Origin of the sequence: Deinococcus alpinitundrae (genome assembly GCF_009982895.1) — a bacterium.
Lineage (GTDB): Bacteria > Deinococcota > Deinococci > Deinococcales > Deinococcaceae > Deinococcus > Deinococcus alpinitundrae.
Map to the genome: position 1 here is coordinate 1 of NZ_WXZL01000045.1, position 16443 is coordinate 16443.

16 protein-coding genes are annotated in these 16443 nt (G+C 65.3%); 11 read left to right on the forward strand and 5 right to left on the reverse strand.

All coding sequences use genetic code 11. The features are described from left to right. The 3 genes from GUI70_RS21155 to GUI70_RS21165 all read left to right on the forward strand — a co-directional run. On the forward strand, positions 1-1715 hold a 1715-nt coding region (locus GUI70_RS21155), incomplete at its 5' end, for an HD domain-containing phosphohydrolase (RefSeq protein WP_161884269.1). A 116-nt stretch (positions 1716-1831) separates the two neighbouring features. Beyond that, positions 1832-3352 carry a diguanylate cyclase domain-containing protein gene (locus GUI70_RS21160; RefSeq protein WP_161884270.1) on the forward strand — a complete coding sequence of 507 codons (1521 nt, stop codon included), beginning with the start codon at positions 1832-1834 and terminating at the stop codon, positions 3350-3352. 209 nt (positions 3353-3561) lie between these two features. Further along, positions 3562-4215 (forward strand): hypothetical protein, encoded by a 654-nt coding sequence (locus tag GUI70_RS21165; RefSeq protein ID WP_161884271.1) that lies wholly within the window; start codon positions 3562-3564, stop codon positions 4213-4215. Between the two features lie 20 nt (positions 4216-4235). On the opposite strand, the gene GUI70_RS21170 is transcribed toward GUI70_RS21165, so the two are convergent. Both GUI70_RS21170 and GUI70_RS21175 read right to left on the reverse strand, forming a co-directional pair. Then, positions 4236-4625: a type II toxin-antitoxin system death-on-curing family toxin gene (locus tag GUI70_RS21170; RefSeq protein WP_161884272.1), complete on the reverse strand. Its 390-nt coding sequence runs from the start codon at positions 4623-4625 to the stop codon at positions 4236-4238. Next, positions 4622-4804 (reverse strand): hypothetical protein, encoded by a 183-nt coding sequence (locus tag GUI70_RS21175; RefSeq protein WP_161884273.1) that lies wholly within the window; start codon positions 4802-4804, stop codon positions 4622-4624. Before GUI70_RS21175 ends, GUI70_RS21170 begins: the two co-directional genes overlap by 4 nt. Positions 4805-5014: 210 nt before the next feature. On the opposite strand from GUI70_RS21175, the gene GUI70_RS21180 reads away from it, so the two are divergent. Both GUI70_RS21180 and GUI70_RS21185 read left to right on the forward strand, forming a co-directional pair. Beyond that, the gene (locus tag GUI70_RS21180; protein WP_161884274.1) at positions 5015-5203 is read left to right on the forward strand and encodes a hypothetical protein; all 189 of its coding nucleotides are present in this window, start codon (positions 5015-5017) and stop codon (positions 5201-5203) included. A 75-nt stretch (positions 5204-5278) separates the two neighbouring features. Beyond that, positions 5279-6289 carry a hypothetical protein gene (locus GUI70_RS21185; protein ID WP_161884275.1) on the forward strand — a complete coding sequence of 337 codons (1011 nt, stop codon included), beginning with the start codon at positions 5279-5281 and terminating at the stop codon, positions 6287-6289. Here GUI70_RS21185 and GUI70_RS21190 read toward each other — a convergent pair. Further along, a complete protein-coding gene (locus tag GUI70_RS21190; RefSeq protein WP_161884276.1) occupies positions 6273-8312 on the reverse strand; it encodes a hypothetical protein in 2040 nt (679 codons plus the stop codon). The two genes, GUI70_RS21185 and GUI70_RS21190, sit on opposite strands and share 17 nt — an antisense overlap. Positions 8313-8527: 215 nt before the next feature. Between GUI70_RS21190 and GUI70_RS21195 the strand changes: the two genes are divergently transcribed. The 3 genes from GUI70_RS21195 to GUI70_RS21205 all read left to right on the forward strand — a co-directional run bounded on the left by GUI70_RS21195 (position 8528) and on the right by GUI70_RS21205 (position 9738). Then, positions 8528-8749: a hypothetical protein gene (locus GUI70_RS21195; RefSeq protein WP_161884277.1), complete on the forward strand. Its 222-nt coding sequence runs from the start codon at positions 8528-8530 to the stop codon at positions 8747-8749. A 130-nt stretch (positions 8750-8879) separates the two neighbouring features. Further along, the gene (locus GUI70_RS21200) at positions 8880-9293 is read left to right on the forward strand and encodes a hypothetical protein (RefSeq protein WP_161884278.1); all 414 of its coding nucleotides are present in this window, start codon (positions 8880-8882) and stop codon (positions 9291-9293) included. A gap of 64 nt (positions 9294-9357) precedes the next feature. Then, entirely contained in the window at positions 9358-9738 is a 381-nt protein-coding gene (locus tag GUI70_RS21205) for a hypothetical protein (protein WP_161884279.1), read from the forward strand. Here GUI70_RS21205 and GUI70_RS24685 read toward each other — a convergent pair. After that, a complete protein-coding gene (locus tag GUI70_RS24685) occupies positions 9732-12647 on the reverse strand; it encodes a class I SAM-dependent DNA methyltransferase (protein ID WP_161884280.1) in 2916 nt (971 codons plus the stop codon). The genes GUI70_RS21205 and GUI70_RS24685 overlap by 7 nt on opposite strands. 1412 nt (positions 12648-14059) lie before the next feature. Between GUI70_RS24685 and GUI70_RS24690 the strand changes: the two genes are divergently transcribed. After that, positions 14060-14356: a hypothetical protein gene (locus GUI70_RS24690; RefSeq protein WP_237725094.1), complete on the forward strand. Its 297-nt coding sequence runs from the start codon at positions 14060-14062 to the stop codon at positions 14354-14356. After that, on the forward strand, positions 14353-14565 hold the full coding sequence (locus GUI70_RS21220; RefSeq protein ID WP_161884282.1) for a hypothetical protein: 213 nt from the start codon (positions 14353-14355) through the stop codon (positions 14563-14565). The genes GUI70_RS24690 and GUI70_RS21220 overlap by 4 nt, the downstream gene beginning before the upstream one ends. Positions 14566-14567: 2 nt before the next feature. Here the strand turns inward: GUI70_RS21220 and GUI70_RS21225 are convergent, their stop codons facing one another. Further along, a complete protein-coding gene (locus GUI70_RS21225) occupies positions 14568-15326 on the reverse strand; it encodes a tyrosine-type recombinase/integrase (protein WP_161884283.1) in 759 nt (252 codons plus the stop codon). A gap of 136 nt (positions 15327-15462) precedes the next feature. On the opposite strand from GUI70_RS21225, the gene GUI70_RS21230 reads away from it, so the two are divergent. Next, the coding region (locus GUI70_RS21230) for a PAS domain-containing protein (RefSeq protein ID WP_161884284.1) at positions 15463-16443 on the forward strand (981 nt) is incomplete at its 3' end.

Consider the following 16443-nt stretch of genomic DNA (forward strand, 5'->3'; position numbering starts at 1 on the left):
AGTTGATCGGCCGCACGTACCTCGACTTTGTCCATCCGGATGACCGGGCCATCACGGCGCAGGAAGACGAACACATCAGCGCAGGGCAGGCGACGACCAGCTTTCAGAACCGCTACCTCCACAAGAACGGAAGCGTGGTGTGGTTGGAGTGGGCGGCCGTGATCCTGCCTGACGACCCGTTGATGTACTGCGTGGCGCGTGACGTCACCCAGCGCAAAGCGGCTGAGGAAGATCAGGCGTTCCTGGCCGCCATCGTTCAGGCCAGCCATGACGCCATCCTGGGCGTGACACTGGACAGCACCATCCGTTCCTGGAACGCGGGGGCTGAAGAGCTCTACGGCTACACGGTGGTCGAAGCCATCGGCCAGACCATGGCCCTGATTGTCTCGCCAGAACTTCAGGCGGAGGAAGCCGAGATGCTGAGACGGGCCGGGCAGGGGGAGCGCATCGAACCGTTCGACTCAGTCCGGATTGCCAAAGATGGTCGCAGCATCCCGGTGTTCGTCACGGTATCGCCGATCCTTGATGTGGCGGGCCGGGTGATCGGCGTCTCCAAGATCGCGCAGGACATTACGGCCCGTCAGGCGGCGGAGAAAGAGATCCAGGATCTCAACAAAGAACTTCGTCAACAACTGCGTCACGTCACGGGTCTGCGGGAGATCGACCAGGCCATCGCCTCGACGCAGGAGCTCTCAGTGACACTGAGCATGATCATGGACAACGTCGCGCAGCAACTCGCTGCCGACGCCGTGACCTTGCTGCTGCTCGACCCCCATACCCTGAGCCTCGAGTACGCCGGCACCTGGGGGTTCACCACGCCGCTGCAGGGCGCTGTCGTGCGGCTGGGCAGCGGTCTGGCGGGTGAGGTGGCGCTCAGCCGCAAAGCCCTGAGCGTGCCGGACCTGCAGAGCACCGAGGTCCCACCGGCGTGGCGCGAGATGCTGACCCGAGAGCGGCTGATGGCCTACTACGGCGTGCCGCTGCTGTCCAAGGGCAAGGTGCTGGGCGTGATCGAGGTGCTGCACCGCGAACCCTTCGAACCTTCGGCGGCGTGGCTGGAGACCTTCGAGATGCTGACCGCCCAGGCGGCCATCGCGGTGGACAACGCCCAGCTCTTCGCCGAACTCGAGGGGAAGAACCTGGAACTGAGGCTGGCGTACGACGAGACCATCGAAGGCTGGGCTGGAGCATTGGACCTGCGGGATAAGGAGACCGAGGGCCACTCCAGGCGCGTGACCGAGATGGCGGTGGCGCTGTGTCGGCAGCTGGGGGTCGTGCCTGAGCAGCTCGTGCATGTGCGCCGGGGCGCACTACTGCACGACATCGGCAAGATGGGGATCCCAGATGCCGTGCTGCTCAAGCCGGGTCCGCTGACCGACGAGGAGTGGGTGGAGATGAGAAAGCATCCGGGTCACGCCGTGAACCTGCTCTCACCGATCAAGTTCCTGCGCCCGGCGCTGGACATCCCGCAGTACCACCACGAGAAGTGGGACGGCAGCGGCTACCCGCTCGGTCTTTCAGGCAAGGACATCCCCCTGACGGCCAGGGCCTTCGCGGTGGTGGACGTCTACGACGCGCTGACCAGCGACCGGCCGTACCGGGCGGCCTGGAGCTGGGATCGAGCTCTGGAGCACATCCAGAGCAGTGCCGGCACCCACTTCGACCCGGCGGTGGTCGCGGTCTTTGTTCATCTGCTGAAGCAGGACGTACCGTGAGGGCCCGGCGGTTCCCGGCGAAGGGTAGCTTCAGCACGGTTCAGCAGCTGGTCCGGGCAAGATCGCGACTTCGGGTGGCCCTGCGCCGCGCGGCTGCGGCGGAAGAACGCGCGGATGTGGCACAGGAACGTGCCGAGGACGCGGAGTACCTGGCCAACCTCAGCCTTGAGCTCGACGTCACGAAGGACCCGCGGGTCATCAGCGAGTATGTGGCCAGCCGCCTTGGGCAACTCACCCATGCCGACCAGATCTGCATCAGCTTCGGAACGGTCCTGCGGGGTGTGCAGGTGATGGTCCTGCACGGCGAGGGACCACCCCAGTTCGAAGTGTTTCGTCACCAGCGCTTTCACCGGGCCGAGGATGGGGTCTTATGGGCATGCATCGAGTCCGAGGAAGCGTTGTTTATCGACGACTATCCTCGGAGTTCGACGACGTCACCCTTGATGCTGCAGGCCGGCCTGAGCGCCGTGGCGCATCTGCCGTTCGGCCAGCTGGCTGGAGAGGTCGGGATCCTGACGGCGTTCCGCTTTGGTACACCGAGGCCATGGACGCCCAGAGAACGGACGCTGCTTGAAGTCACGGCCAGAACGCTGGGCCACGCCCTACAGCGGGCGCAGCACGTCCTGGAACTGGATCAGGCTCTCCGGTTCTCGAAGGCCCTCGCTCAGGTCGCCCGGCTCACGGAGCTGCCACTGAGTCTGTACGACACGGCCCGGCAGGCCGCTCAGATCATGGCGGGCCCGGCCCGGCTTGACCTTGTGGCCCTGGCACAGGTGGACGGTGAGGTCGTGCTCCGTCAGGTGGACTTCAGAAGCGCGGCGGTGTCCGCAGAACTCGTTCGCTTGATCGAACAGCAGGTGCCCCGGTCGCAAAGTCTGGCCTGGCAGAGTCTCGAGCAGAACGAGGCGCTGTTCATCGACCGCTACCCGGACCACCCTGGGCGCATCGAGGCGTTGGCAAACGAGAGTGTGCAGGCGTTGGCGTCCATACCCCTGACGCCGGGAGACCCGGGCAGGGGCCTGGCGCTGATCGTCTGCCGGGTGGGCGATGCCCCAACGTGGTCTGAGAACGACCGGGAGCTGTTCCTGACGGCGGCGCAGAGCATCCGGTTGGCACACGAGCGACAGCACGCCATGGAGCATCTGCGTGACGCGGCCCTCACCGATCCGCTCACTCAGCTGGGCAACCGCCGTGCCCTGGAGGACGCCCTGCGCCTGAGCCTGGCGGAGGCCCGTGAGACCCGTTCAGGGCTGAGCCTGATCTCAATGGATCTCGACGGCCTCAAGGCGGTGAACGACCGTGAGGGGCATCAGCGGGGTGACGCGCTGCTGGTCGGTTTTGCCAGGTCGCTGCAGCAGGCATTCCGGGGTGAGGACGCCCTGTTCCGAGTCGGAGGTGACGAGTTCATGGTGCTGGTGCACCATTCGGCTCCAGTAGGCCCGGCAGTGAGTGGGGCACTGGCGCGTGTCCAGGCCGCCTTGAAGTGGCTCAGGACCAACGGGTTCGACCAGGCCGACGTGAGTGCGGGGATCGCCACCTTCCCGGAGGACGGTGATAAGGCTGCGGCCTTGCTACGCCTGAGTGATCAGCGGATGTACCTCCAGAAGCAGGAACACCGAGCCCACCTCCAGTGCTAGTGTGGGGTCTTCTGGGCACTGTGAAAGCTGCTTGACTTTAGAAGCTTCCAGTTGAGTCATACCGAAGCTCCCGGTGACTTACTTCAACGTCAACCCACAGCCTTCTTCTTCCTTGAGGCGTAAGCGCGACATGAGCGCCGCTTAGTCGCCGCTCGGGCGCGTGGGCGCCGCTTACCCTACGCTCAGGTGAGCGCTACACTTCCTCTCAGATGACCGATGCTGAGCCGCTCCTTACCCCCGCCCAGGTTAGCCAAGCCCTGGGGGTGGGCGCCTCGACCCTGCGGCGGCACGCCCTGATGTACGAGACACTCTTCGGGCCGCTCCCACGTGAGCGCGACCAGCGGCGCTGGCCCATCGAGGCCGTGCGGCGCTTACAGGCCGCTCAACAGGCGCTCACCGGCGGGCTGGTGGGCAGTCTGGAGACCGCCCTGACAATGGTGCGCGACGGTCAGCCGCTGCCAGAACCGGTTGAGGTGCCTGAAGATCTGGTGCCTGTCCCGGACCTGACCCCATCACCAGATCTTTACCTCGTCGTGGTGGTTGACGAGCTTCGCAGCCTACGCGCCCTCGTCGAGACCCAATCTGCCGAGCTGGTGGCCCTGCGCGGCGAGGTTCAGGCCCTACGTGCACTACCTGCTACCACGACCTCAGTAACACCCCCACAGGCGGTGCAGGAGCTGGAGAGCTCGTCTACCCGGGCGCTGCTCGAAGCCGTCTCAGTGCTACAAGATCAAGTGCGGGCGCAAGGTGAGCGCGAGGGTGATCGCCTCCGCGTGATGCTCCACGCAGTCGCAGCGCACACCACCCCTGAGCCTGAACAACGCCCGGTCGTGCGCTGGTGGCAGCGGCTGTTCGGTGGGTAGTGCGCTTAGATCAAGACAGGTCAGCTCTCTAGCACCACCGTCAAGTCAGACAGTGTGTTGATGACCGCCTGAACGTCAAGTTCCCCTCGGGCCACCTGAAGCGTCAGCTCGACGAAGCCGTTCTCGTCGGCAATACCGATCCGGTGTGCGCGGAGCCAGCCGACAGCCAGGGCCGCTGCGGTCCGCTTGTTGCCGTCAATGAAAGCGTGGGCGCTGGCGACATAGAACAGGTACGCTCCCGCCTGGGCCAGCGGACCGGGATAGCTCTCCTGGCCGAAGTAGCTGCCGTGCGGCTGGTGAAGGGCCGACTCGAGCGCACCCTGATCACGCATCCCAGCGCTGCCGCTGAACAACGTCAGCAGCTCGTCGTGGATCTCCAGGGCCTGCGCCAGGGTGTAAGGCGGGATCAAGACTCGGCGATCCGCCGGAACATCTCGTGGTGGTCACCAATGGCCTCGCGGGTAGCCTGCATCAGAAGCGCCGCCCCGTCGAGTGTCGGTGCCTCTGGCCGACTGATTGGGGTCTCGGCTGGCGTCTTAACGTCCTGAGTGAGATCCGCCTCGTGCTGAGTGGGTCTGGGCGTGGTCATGGAGACAGTGTGCGCCGGACGCGCAGGCTCTCAGGGTGAGTCGGCTCACACGCCCCAGAGCGGCCGCCCCTTGAGCTTCATTCAGGCAAACGATGGCGCATAGTTGCATGCTTGCAGAACTGCAGGCCTGCAAAGCTGACTCATGAGGCGACTGCCGAGATACCTGAGCAGTGCCCTTGACCGCCGCCTGCCTCCGCACAAGACTGAGCCATGACCGCGACCAAGCCGCCCGAACGGACCGTGGTCAGTGATGCCTTGCACCGCGAGATCGCCCTCTATGCCGCCGAGAGCCTGCGCATGGAGACCACACCTGTCGCCCCCCTGATGCCCGGATGCGCTAAGCTCACCTTCACAGCCTCACGGCAAACGACGAACACCGACCGATCCCGCGAAGAATAGTCGGTGTTCTAACAAGCCAGGGGCGACCCTGAGTTCTCAGTCTAGCGCCTGAGAGCCAGGGTTCAAGGGGATACCTTGCACTCTTCGCTCACCAAAGTCCTAGACCGCGCCCGCGCCGCCATCCAAGGCCGCGCCGCTGCCTCTGCTCCTGAGCGCCCAGAGGTCCACCAGGCCGCGCCGCAGCCCATCTCGAGCACCCCCCAGACCCTGACGCAGCGCCCCACCGAGCTGCCCGAGCCGCGCACTCTCGCTGTCTATCCAGAGGCCGAGCAGGTCCAAGGAGCGCGCTACTTGAACGCGGGCGAGCGCCGGGTCTGGCACTTCCTGCACCGGCTAGCCGCCGACGTGGGCCGCGAGCGCGGCTACAGCCAGACCCCGAGCCAGGTCTCGTTCCACTGCCCGGCTGTGACCATCGCCGGGGCACTGGGCATGACTGACCGGCACCTGCGCCGCCTGGCGGGGGGGCTGGAGCGCGCAGGGCTGCTCGACTGCGGCGGGCACGCTCAGCAGGTCATGAGCCGCAACATGTACGGCGGCACGCTTTGGGCGGTGCTGACGGTGCCAGGGGCCGAACCGCCACGCCTACGCGCCGACGAGTGGCGTCACAACTGGAGACCCGACTTCGAGACCGACGTGGTCAACAAGCGCGGCGCGATCAAGGAGATGTCCGAACTACAGGCTGAGAGCGCAGAAGCTGAACGGCTCTACCAGACTGCCAAACGCTGGGCCGCTGCTCAGACGACCTCGAATGACCCGCCACCTCCCAGTTCGGACATCCTCGGCCCGATCGACCTGCGCGGCGTCTTGGACGGTCTCGCTGGCTTGTGGAGGCTGCACTCGACCAAGCGGCCCCGTGCTGTCGGGCGGCTCGGCTCGCAGATCGCAGGCTTACTCGGCGAGTCTGACCGTCGACGCTACTGGTGCGGGGTGATCTGGCAGGCCTTAACGGCCCAGGATGAGGGCCGCACAGGTGGGTTGCAGGCGCTGATGGGTCAGTTCGACCGGCTGGCTGCCGATCTGCGGGAAGGCGCACCCTGGCGGTCTCCCGGCGCGGTGCTGGCGGCCCGGCTTAAGGCCAGCCTTTGACCGGCGGCAAGCAGGCTGTCTCACCACAGGTCACGAAGCGCATGTACCGATCTAAGGCCAACTGCTTGTTAGCGCCCGGCGTGCCGGGCAAGTAGACCTTGGGCTTGACCCCCTCGGTACTGAGGCCAAGATCTTCCATCGCCTCATCCAGCATCATGGTGTTGTTGGAGCCGCCGCCTGGGTGCACGTCCCCGTAGAGCCAGGACGCCGTGTCGTGGAACGCAGCGTAGAGTTCGCTCCCCAGGCCACAGCGCGCGGCCAGGAGACTGAGCAGATGCTCCGCTCGCTGCTCTCCCTTGTTCTTCGGCACGTACTTTGGAAGACCGCCGATCAGCGCTACTGGCAGTCCCTCGGGGAAGTGTGTCAACAGCTCCTCGCCGAGAACCGCCGTCATCTCGCGCCAGCGGGCTCGGGAGTTCCGCTTCCGGAAGTGCAGCGTCGGCTTGAAGAACCGCAACTTGACCTTGCCAATCAAGGGCCCCAGCATGTCGGCGATCTCCTGTTCGCTAGTGGCCAGGATGATCCTGGGCTTGTGAACGCCGTGCGATGGGTCGGGCTGACGCCCCCGGTTAAGCATCTGAAGCAGCTCGCTGCCCTGGGCATGGACTGCCAGTCGAGCACGCTCACGCCCGTCGTCGAGGATCACCCCGGCCAGGGTGTAGGCGGCGTACATCGGACTCAAGGTCGGTGGGTTCAGAGCATAGACATCGAACCCAGAGAACGTGTTCAGGCCCCGCCCAGCATGCCAGTGCATCTCACTGGGCCGGTTCAGGCCGGGGGCATGCCTCGTGAAAGCGTCTCCTACCAACGAGAACCACTCCTTACCGGAGTCGCGCAGCGCCTTGCTAGTGATCACGAGTTGGTCGCGTCCTACCAGCGCCTTCTTCTGGAGGGCGATCTCTTCAGCCACCATGATGCGGCGCTGACGTCCGACGGCCTTGCCGTTCTTAGCTGGGTCAATATGGAGCGCCTTGAGATACTCGACCTCCAGAACTGGGCCGGGATCGAAGGTGTGCAGTGTCACCGCCAACCCCTGGAAGAGAGAAGCGTAGTACGCCGCATCGGCGTAGCCGTCGAGCAAGATCAACGGCTGGTGGAAGGTCAGTGGCGGACGTAGGTTGAAGCGCAGGGACCCCGGCCCTGCCAGCGGCAGCGAACCTCTCCAGTGCAACCCAACGCGAGATCGCTCGAAGCTGCCGGGCCGGGCGGCGGCTACTGCTGCATCCTCATAGATGGCCTGCGCGACGAGCTGGGCTGTCTCCACCGAGAGAAGTCTGCCAGCGCTCAGTGCCGCCGTCAGCGATGTGGTGTCGACCGGATGCAGGGCGGCCAGGTACGACCCTAACGCCCTGCCATAGAGGCCGTGACCCTTGTTGAAGCGCTTCACCGGGCCGAAGGTCTCGACACCGTATACCGTCCCCGCCTCCACCCGGTCCGCCAGCTCGGCCAGCGCCACACACACTGGGTTGCTGCTCTTGGCCAGCTCCGCGAGGATCAGCCGCCGATCTGGCTTGCGGCTTCCCTTGGCTGCCGGCTCGTTGACCGAGGCCAGCAGCATGCTCCCGCTGGGGTCCTCATCGATCACCAGCAAGTCGGCGTCCTTGAAGCGCGTGGACACCTCCGACCCGTCCCCGAAGATCATCGGTAGTCGGGCGTGGCTGACGATCTTGACGATGGCCTTGCTGGGCCACGTGAACTGACTGTTGTAGAGGACTTGATCATGCCCAAGGTCAGCAAGGCCAAACACGATCTCGGCGTCAACGCTCAGCGTGCCGAAGTGATCAAGTGCTTCCTTACCCAGCGAGTCGTCGCCCCGGATGGACTGCACGGCCCATAGCACCTGGGTGAGGTCGCCCGCCTTGATGCGGGCGGCAATCTCCTCGCGCAGCTTGGTGCTCTTGCCCTGACCGGGAGCCGCCGTCACCACATGCACCTCGCCGGGCTTGGCCAGGGTCAGCACAGCCGCCGCGTCACTGGGGCTGAACGGCGTGGTCTTGGGGATGGTTGTGAAGGCGGGTGGCATAAGCGAGGTCTGGAGCTTGGGGGCCACCCTAACACCCCTGCCCTGCTCCGGCTGCGAACTATTCGACGCCCTCGCACTGGTACGCCTGGACGTACCGTCGCTTCTGATGCGGCGGATGGATGCGGCAGCCAAAGGGCAAGCACAGCGTTGATGAAGCGGGGTGTGCCGTCTCCCCACCTGTCCCTCCATCCACTCACTCACAAAGGAACGTGCTCATGCCCAACATCTGGACCCTCACCGATGCCTGCACCCACTTTGTTCAGCTCATCGCCGCCGCTCAGGACGCGCCCCAGACCATCGTGCAGGGCGGTGCACCGCTCGTCACCGTACAACGGGCACTGCCCCTTAGACCGGGCTTCAGATGCGTTCTGACCATCATCGGCAGCGAACCTGGTGGACCGCCTCTGCTCAGCTCTGAGGGTGCTTCTGACCCCTGAGCAGACCGGTTCACAGGTTGTTCATGGGTCGTTCAGGGGGCCCTACGCATACTGCCCCCATCAAACCAGAGCGCACCAGACAGACCGCCGCACTACAACCTTCGACCCCTCATCCACAAGGAGACCCACCATGCGCAACCTGATCACCTTGACCGCCCTAAGCGCCCTCAGCCTCTTGACGGTCAGCCAAGCCCAGAGCGTCCGGAGCGTTACGCCCCTCCGCCCCGGCACCGCCACCGTGCAGCAGACTCCGACCAGAGTGGTGCTCGCGGGCGAAGGCCGGATAACCCTCACCGCTCTGGAGCCGGCCACTCCCGAACCGTCCAACCAGGTTGTCCACCCAGAGACTTCGGGAACCAACTGCCGCTGGTTCTCGATCGGTACCCCTGCGCTGAACAGTCACTGGTCCATCACCACCACGTACAGCTCCTGGACGATTGACGGAGCCCACTGGGTGCTCCACTGCTGGGACGGCCACAGGATGGGGATGGCGCAACCCGTCAAGGCGCAGCTCCAGATCCAGAACTTCATCGAGCTGCACTGATCGGCACAGCTTTCTTCGAATCCGCACCACAACCGCCGACTTCTCGTCCACAAGGAGAACCAACATGCGTCACCTGATCACGTTGACCGCCCTGACCGCCCTCAGCCTCCTGAGCGCCAGCCACGCCCAGGGTGTCCGGAGCGCCACTTTCTCCAGCAGCGCCGCTGCCGTTCAGCAAGCTCCCACCCGGCTGTTGCTGTCAGGCGGAGTCCACGCCGAACTGGAGCCGGTCATCACCGAACCTGTCGATCAGGTCATCAACCCGCAGACGGCGGGCACCAACTGCCGCTGGTTCAAGGTCGGCGTGCCGCCGTTCGCGGTCGGCGGCTGGTACGTCACCAACATCTTTAGCACCATCGACGGCGAAGCCTGGGTGCTGCACTGCCACCCTGGCCGCGTGGTGCAGCCCGTGGAGATGCCCGCTCCCAACTTCCCTTCCTACTGATCTGGCTCCTCTCTCGGTGTCGCAGCCTCACCCGCCGCCCGCTCCAAGTTGAGCGCCAGCAGGCGGGTGAGTAGTTCGTCCTCGGGGAGTGGCCAGTCCCAGCCGTAGGAGGCTGCCACTGCCGCGTCGAGAGTGTTGTGCGCGTCGCCCAGGGTGGTGATCGCCCCGATGGCTGCCTTGCCGCTGGCGCGGTACTCAGCGAGCAGGTTGTACATACCAGTCAGCGAGAGCTTGACACTCGATGCCCGCCCCGGCGTGCTCTCTTTGTGCAGGTACTCGCGGGCCGTGACCAGGAAGCGTGCGGCCTGCTCGATGGCGGCTTGCTGCGGTGTAGTAGGCGTCGGGAAGGGGAAGGTCTCGAAGGTGGTGGTCGGCGTGTAGTGGGGCCGATCTTCAAGACTCGTTCCCATCGCTGCAGCCCAGATCACGTGCAGCGCACTGTTGAGGATGCCGAAGGTGAGGTCGTCGTCGGCAGTGATGATCGTCAGCGCATCGCCGGGGATCTCGTCTACCTCTCGCCAGACGAAAGCACGGTGCTTCATGTGGCGCGGCGTGGCGATGAACCGGGACAGCGGTGCGACGGCGGCCCGCATCTCAGGCCGCGCCCGGTCATAGAGCCACCACTTCTCCCGCTTGCCCTGATCTCTGTTCGTGTCCCTCTTCGACTTGACGTTCTCAAGCACGTACTTCATCGGCGTGCGGTACTGCTCAGCTTCACTCAGCGGCATCTGGTTGAAGTCCACGGTCCAGCGATCCTTGCTGCCGTCGGTGATGTCGTCGCCGCCGATGTACGGCTTGAGGACGTCGCGGTTGCTGACCCGGCTGGGGTTGGGCAGATCGAGCCAGCTCCGCGCCTGTGCGCCCGGCAGGTCGAACTTCCCGGCGGGCTTGACCCCCTCGAAGGACCTGCCCGCGTTCGCGCGCAGCCGCTGGGCTAGGCGCAGGTCCGGGCCGCTGGTCAGGTCAGCGTGGATCACGCCCACCGCCTCGCTGAGGGTCACGCGCTTGGTTACATCGGTCTCATCGCCCTGGTGACGCAGCAAGGTACGGCTCTGCTCGGTGCCATCGTCGAAGCCCACCACGCTCACCCGCACCGCCGCGCCGTCCTGTACCCAGGCCCGGTCCGGCCAGGCCAGGAAGATGCTGCCGGTCTCCAGGATGCGCGCGAGCACCTGGGCGTTGGCCCCACCCCGGATGCTGTTGGTGGCGATCAGCCCCGCGCGCCGGGTGCGGCCTGCGGCGATCTGCTCTCGGGCCTTCTCGAACCAGTACGCTACCAGGTCAGCGAAGCCCGGCACTCGACCCGCGTAGGCCGCCCTTAGCGTCTCGGCGTACTCGTCGCCGAGCACCTGGCGCATGCGGGTGTTGCCCACGAACGGCGGGTTGCCGATGATGAACTCAGCCTGGGGCCACTCGGCGGGCTGGTCGCCGTCAAGCACCGCGTCCCGGTTCTCGAGTCCTGGCAGCGCGGAGAGGACTGGCGTGCGGGTGAACGGCTCGCCGTGCTCGGTCAGCCATTGCAAGTAGCCGATCCACAGCACCATGCTCGCGATCTCGTGGGCGCTGCTGTTGATCTCCAGGCCGCGCATCTGCCCGGGGCCAACCAGCGGCGGGTACTTGAAGACCTCGGGGTTCTTGTCCAGGAGCACGATCAGTTCGCGCAGGGTGGCCCGGACCTCGGCCTCCAGATCGAGCAGCAACCGCAAGGTCACGAACAGAAAGTTGCCCGACCCCATCGCTGGGTCGAGCACCGTCACCTGTGAGAGCCGCACCTGGAACGCCTCGATGCGGCCAAGAGCAAGTTCGACACCGCCACTCCACTGGCTGGGATGGTAGTTGGCCTTGAACAGGCTCCTGGCGAGTTCCTCAGCCTGTAGACGTTGGGCCTCGGCGATCACAGGCGACAGCTCGCTTCGTAGCGCCTCCCACTCGCCGCGCAGTGGAGTGATCACCAGTGGTAGCACTACGTCGAGGATGTCTTGCAGCGGGGTGTAGTGAGCGCCGAGCTGGGTGCGATTGCTTTCGTCGATGACCCGCTCGAAGAGGGTGCCGAAGATGCTCGGCTCCAGATGCGCCCAGTCCATCGTGGCAGCGTTCTGGAGCTGCACGACCTCAGCCCGGCCCAGTGCGGGTGCGGCCGGGCTGCTGAACACCCCGCCGTTGATGTGCGGGATGCGGCCCAGCCAGCTCTTGCCGCCGGTGCCCATCAGGGCGAAGAGCTGGGTGCAGAGTTCCTGAAAGTCCTCGGGCTGCTCGCTGGCCGCTTCTAGGATCTGCGAGAGGGGCTGCCGGGGTAGCAGGTTGACGCTCTGTGCGAACAGGGTGAAGACGACCTTGACCAGGAACTGAGCGGCTTGCTCGGCAGGCTCGCCCCTGAGCTTGAGGGCGTCGGCCACCTGCGCGAGCTGGTTGATCACGCCCTTAGTGGCGTCGTCGCGCTTCCAGGTCGGGTTGAAGACTGCTGGGGACAGCCAGGCGTCGCGTAGCCGCAGGCGCTCTCTCTCCACCAGCATGTCGGTCAGGGCGAAGGTGTGAATCACCTTCTGGGTACCAGTGAAGTTGGTGTGGACCTGCAAGGTGCGGGTGTCGCTAACGATCAGGAGCGGCGGGTTGCCCAGGTCCTCGCGGTACGCCAGCAGCTGCTGATAGGCCTTGCCGAGGTCTGCACCGACGCCTTTGTACTCCCAGCCGAAGTGACCCTGGAACCAGACGTCGGCAAAGCCGCGTCCGCCTGTGACTTTGGTGACGGGCTGCTCGAAGCGGTAGCGCTGTTCGGGCCGGTCACCCGCCACCGGATGCGGCACGCCCAGCAGATCGCACAGATCGTGGAAGTGCGACTGCGCCAGGCCGCGTTCGTTGACGTCGCTCTTGCTGTATCTATTGACGAACTCCTCGGGGGTCAGGCTCATGTCCAGCAAGCTTAGCGGCCAACGAACCAGCCGCACCGCCAATGGGCATCAACCTCGCGCCTCTGACTTGCCAGGGCGGCGGATGCACTACCGCTTGAGCGGATGTCCGGCGCATCTCGCGGTGGCCCGGCGACAGGTGTTGGGCCGCCCCTGCTGTGGACGTTGTAACGCCGCCTGAGCCCACATCGCGCCTGGCTTCGGGAAAGATTCCTCATCTCAAGGCTATAAGAGAGCTAGAGCTCGTGCTAAGCCTGAAAGGCAAGAACAGCGGTGAGGCGTGTCTCAAGTCGTCCACCGACTCGGGTGTCCTTCCCGAGAAGCACCCCCAACGGTGCGCGTCAGCTGTTCGCGCAGTCGTCCCTCGGTCACGCTGGAGAAGCAACACCACGCCGCCATCCGGTGCAGACACAATGCCCTCCACAAGGGAGCCCCGCCACTCTACGGGATCGGCAGTGTCCTCTCAACTTGCTCCCGCCTGCCTGAGGACACGAGCGCCAGCGAGGCCCGCAAGGCACCAACTGAGTGCAGCGGAGGCGGAAGGTCTCCCACACCCGGCGCGTCAGCCGTCCGCAGATTAGCCCGGTTGCGGTACCCGTCCGTGAGCAGTCAACAGAGGGCAGGCAGAGAGTGCCTGCCGCGTCTGTCGAGGTCACGCCCAGGCTCTCGGCTGCACTGCGCTGCGTCTCCTTAGGAACTCGACACTCGGAACGGACGAGCCGTTCCTCATGCAGCGCCGTCGCTGTTGGCTTTGCTGGGGCCGGGGTGCCTTCCGCCTCCGCTCCGCGTCGTCGGCCCGGAGTGTCCCCCAGCACAACCCTCTTCTCTCCATAAGACCGCCAGGAACAACCCGCCGGGCGTACCTCCATACCCGCCGCTGGGGTCCAGCATTTTTTCGGCAAGCCCGCCTGTAGTGTCCACCGACCCGTCAGCACGCACCCCCCTACTCCCGTGCCCGTCTGGTCGGAAAGTCAGTGTCAGCCGCCCGGTGGCTGCGGGGCCCGGTCCGGCCTGAGTTCAGCGCCGTCGCCCCGCAACTCACCTACGCACAAGGATGTAAGGACTCCCCCCCACTCCCCCGGGCCCCACCGGGTCGTCTGCCGCGTCACTGGACCTGCCCAGCATCAACGGCAAGAACAGCGTTGAGGACCTTCTGGCCTGGCCACACGACCTCCCGAAGGCAGCGCACGCCCATGAGCACCGAACGGCAAGAACAGCGTTGGCACCACCCTAGCCATCCGGCCCACTGCCCAGCACCACCCTGGTCACCCACGCACAAGGGCGCAGCCCGGTGGGGGTCGCAGACGGGCGGCTCGTCGAGGTGGGCAGGAGTCGCCAGCGCTCAGTTCATCACCCCATCACCCTTCACCCCGCCCGCGATCAACGGCAAGAACAGCCACGAGGAGCACACCATCATGTTGAACCCTGAACACATCCACCCCGACCTTGACTACACCTTCAGCGACGAGCGCCGCGTTCAGCGTCACCTCGCCCCGGGCACGCACGCCTGCCTGTTCGCCCACGACCTGTTCGACCCCTTCTTGTTGGAGGCGTTCTGGACCGCTGTCCTTAGTTGCGACGATGACAACCTTTACACGGGCAGCGTCATCACGCCCGTCCGCGACTTCCGGCAGCTCGCCATCGGTGCACTCGTCACCTTCCACTTGGAGCAGGTTGCCGAAGTTCGCGGCGTGACGGCGGTGGCGGCGTGAGCGACCTCGACCTGTACTTCGACCAGCACGCCTACTGGGACCGCGAGCGCCAAGAAGGCCCGACAGACTGGGGCCAGGGTGATGACGGCAGCGAGCCACTTGACCCAACGCCCGAGGAGTGGGCTGAACTTCAAGCTGAGATCGATCTTCAGCGCCAGACCCCGTCAGCATCGCCACCCGCTCCGGTGGACGGCGAGCCGGAACTGTGAAGCTACCTGCCGAACACCTTCAAGTAGTTCTCCCCGACGTTCTTGACGCTGGTCTCGGCGTAGATCTGAGTGGTCGTGATGCGCTGGTGTCTGAGGAAGCGCTGCACCTGATCGAGCGGCATCCCGCCGTCGAGCAGCAGCGTCGCCACGCTGGCCCGCAGACGGTGCGGCGTCACGGTCTTGTCGATCCCAGCCGTCTGTGCTGCCGCCTTGACGACCCTCTGCACCAAGCGCGGCGTGTAGCGCGTATGCCGGTTGCTCTCGAACAGGTAGCCGCTGCGCCGGGTACCGAGATGCGTACGCAGCTCCTGGGCGAGCGCGGGCAGGATCGGCACCGAGCCGTCACTCCCGCCCTTGGCGTGGGCGATGAAGATCTGCGGCGGGTCGAGGTCGAGTTGCAGATGACTGATCTCGATGTTCACGAACTCGCTGACCCGCGCCCCGGTGGAGAACAGCACCTTGACCATCAAGCCGTACTGGGCCGATTGGCGGTAGGCGGCGTCGATCAGGCGACGGACCTCGAGCTGATCGAGCCGGTCCACGGTGCGGCGGCGCTGCTTGGGCGGCGTCAGCCGCAGGTCCTTGCGGGCCAGCTCGACCACGTGCTTGGTCTGGTCGTAGTCCAGGTGGTACTTGCGCCAGAGCCGGGCCGTCTGCTTGGCGATCTCGCTGAGGGCGATGGGGGCTGAGTTCGCTTCTTCGAGATGACCACGAACTTCGGCGACTTCTGGCGCGGTGTCAGTGTCAGCAGCGGGTGTCATGCCCACAGCCTACCTGAGAAAGTTCGCAGTATGGCCATTGGGCGAACTTTCGAGGAAGCGTCCCGTCCTTATCCTTCACAAAAGGTTCATGTGACTCAGCCTGCACTACGCTCGAGAGGCGACCGAGGAGCATGCCATGACCCCCACACTGACGTCCGCACCGGACCCCCACCTCCTTAGCCAAGCCATCGCGGCGTGCACAGTCGGCGTCGTCATGACCGATGCCCGCCAGCACGATCACCCGATCGTCTACGTCAACCCGGCCTTCGAAGCGCTCAGCGGCTACACAGCTGACGAGGTCCTCGGGCGCAACTGCCGCTTCATGCAGGGCCAGGACCGCGACCAGCCCAGCCTACAGGGGATGCGGCAGGCGATGGCCGAGCAGCGCAGTATGACTGTTACCCTGCGCAACTACCGCAAGGACGGCACGCTGTTCTACAACGAACTCAGCCTCAGTCCGGTCCACGACGCTTCCGGCACCCTGACACACTACCTGGGCTTCCAGAACGACGTCACCGACCGTGAAACCGCCAGGCAGCAGCTCACCTCGACCTTGGAGCGGGTGACGGACGGCTTCAGCTCCTATGACCGGCACCTGAACTACACCTACCTCAACCTTGCGGCGGCCAGCATCGTCGGCAAGCGTCCAGAAGAGCTTGTTGGGCACAACATGCTTACGACCTTCCCCGAGGTCGCCGACTCCGGGGTCGTGCAAGCGATCCAGCGGGCCAGAGACACCGGCACGACCCAGACCGCCGTCAGCTATCTGGAGCCGTTCAGCAAGTGGATCGAAGCCACCGCTTACCCGGCTGAAGATGGCGTCTCCGTGTTCACCCGAGACGTAACCCAGCAGCGTCAGGCCCAGGTAGAGCAGCGGGCCAGCGAGGAGCGCTTCGCCAGGGTCTTTGAGGTGGCCCCGACCGCCATCGTTATTGCCCGGGTTCACGACTCTCGCTACATCGACGTCAACCCCGAGTTTCTGCGTCGGAGCGGCTACAGCCGTGAGGAGGTGATCGGGCGTACCCCGTTTGATCTCAACGTCTGGGTCGACCCGCTCGAACTTGAAGATGTGGGACGAACGCTCCAGAAAGAAGGGAAAGTGCTCAGCCGCGAGGTG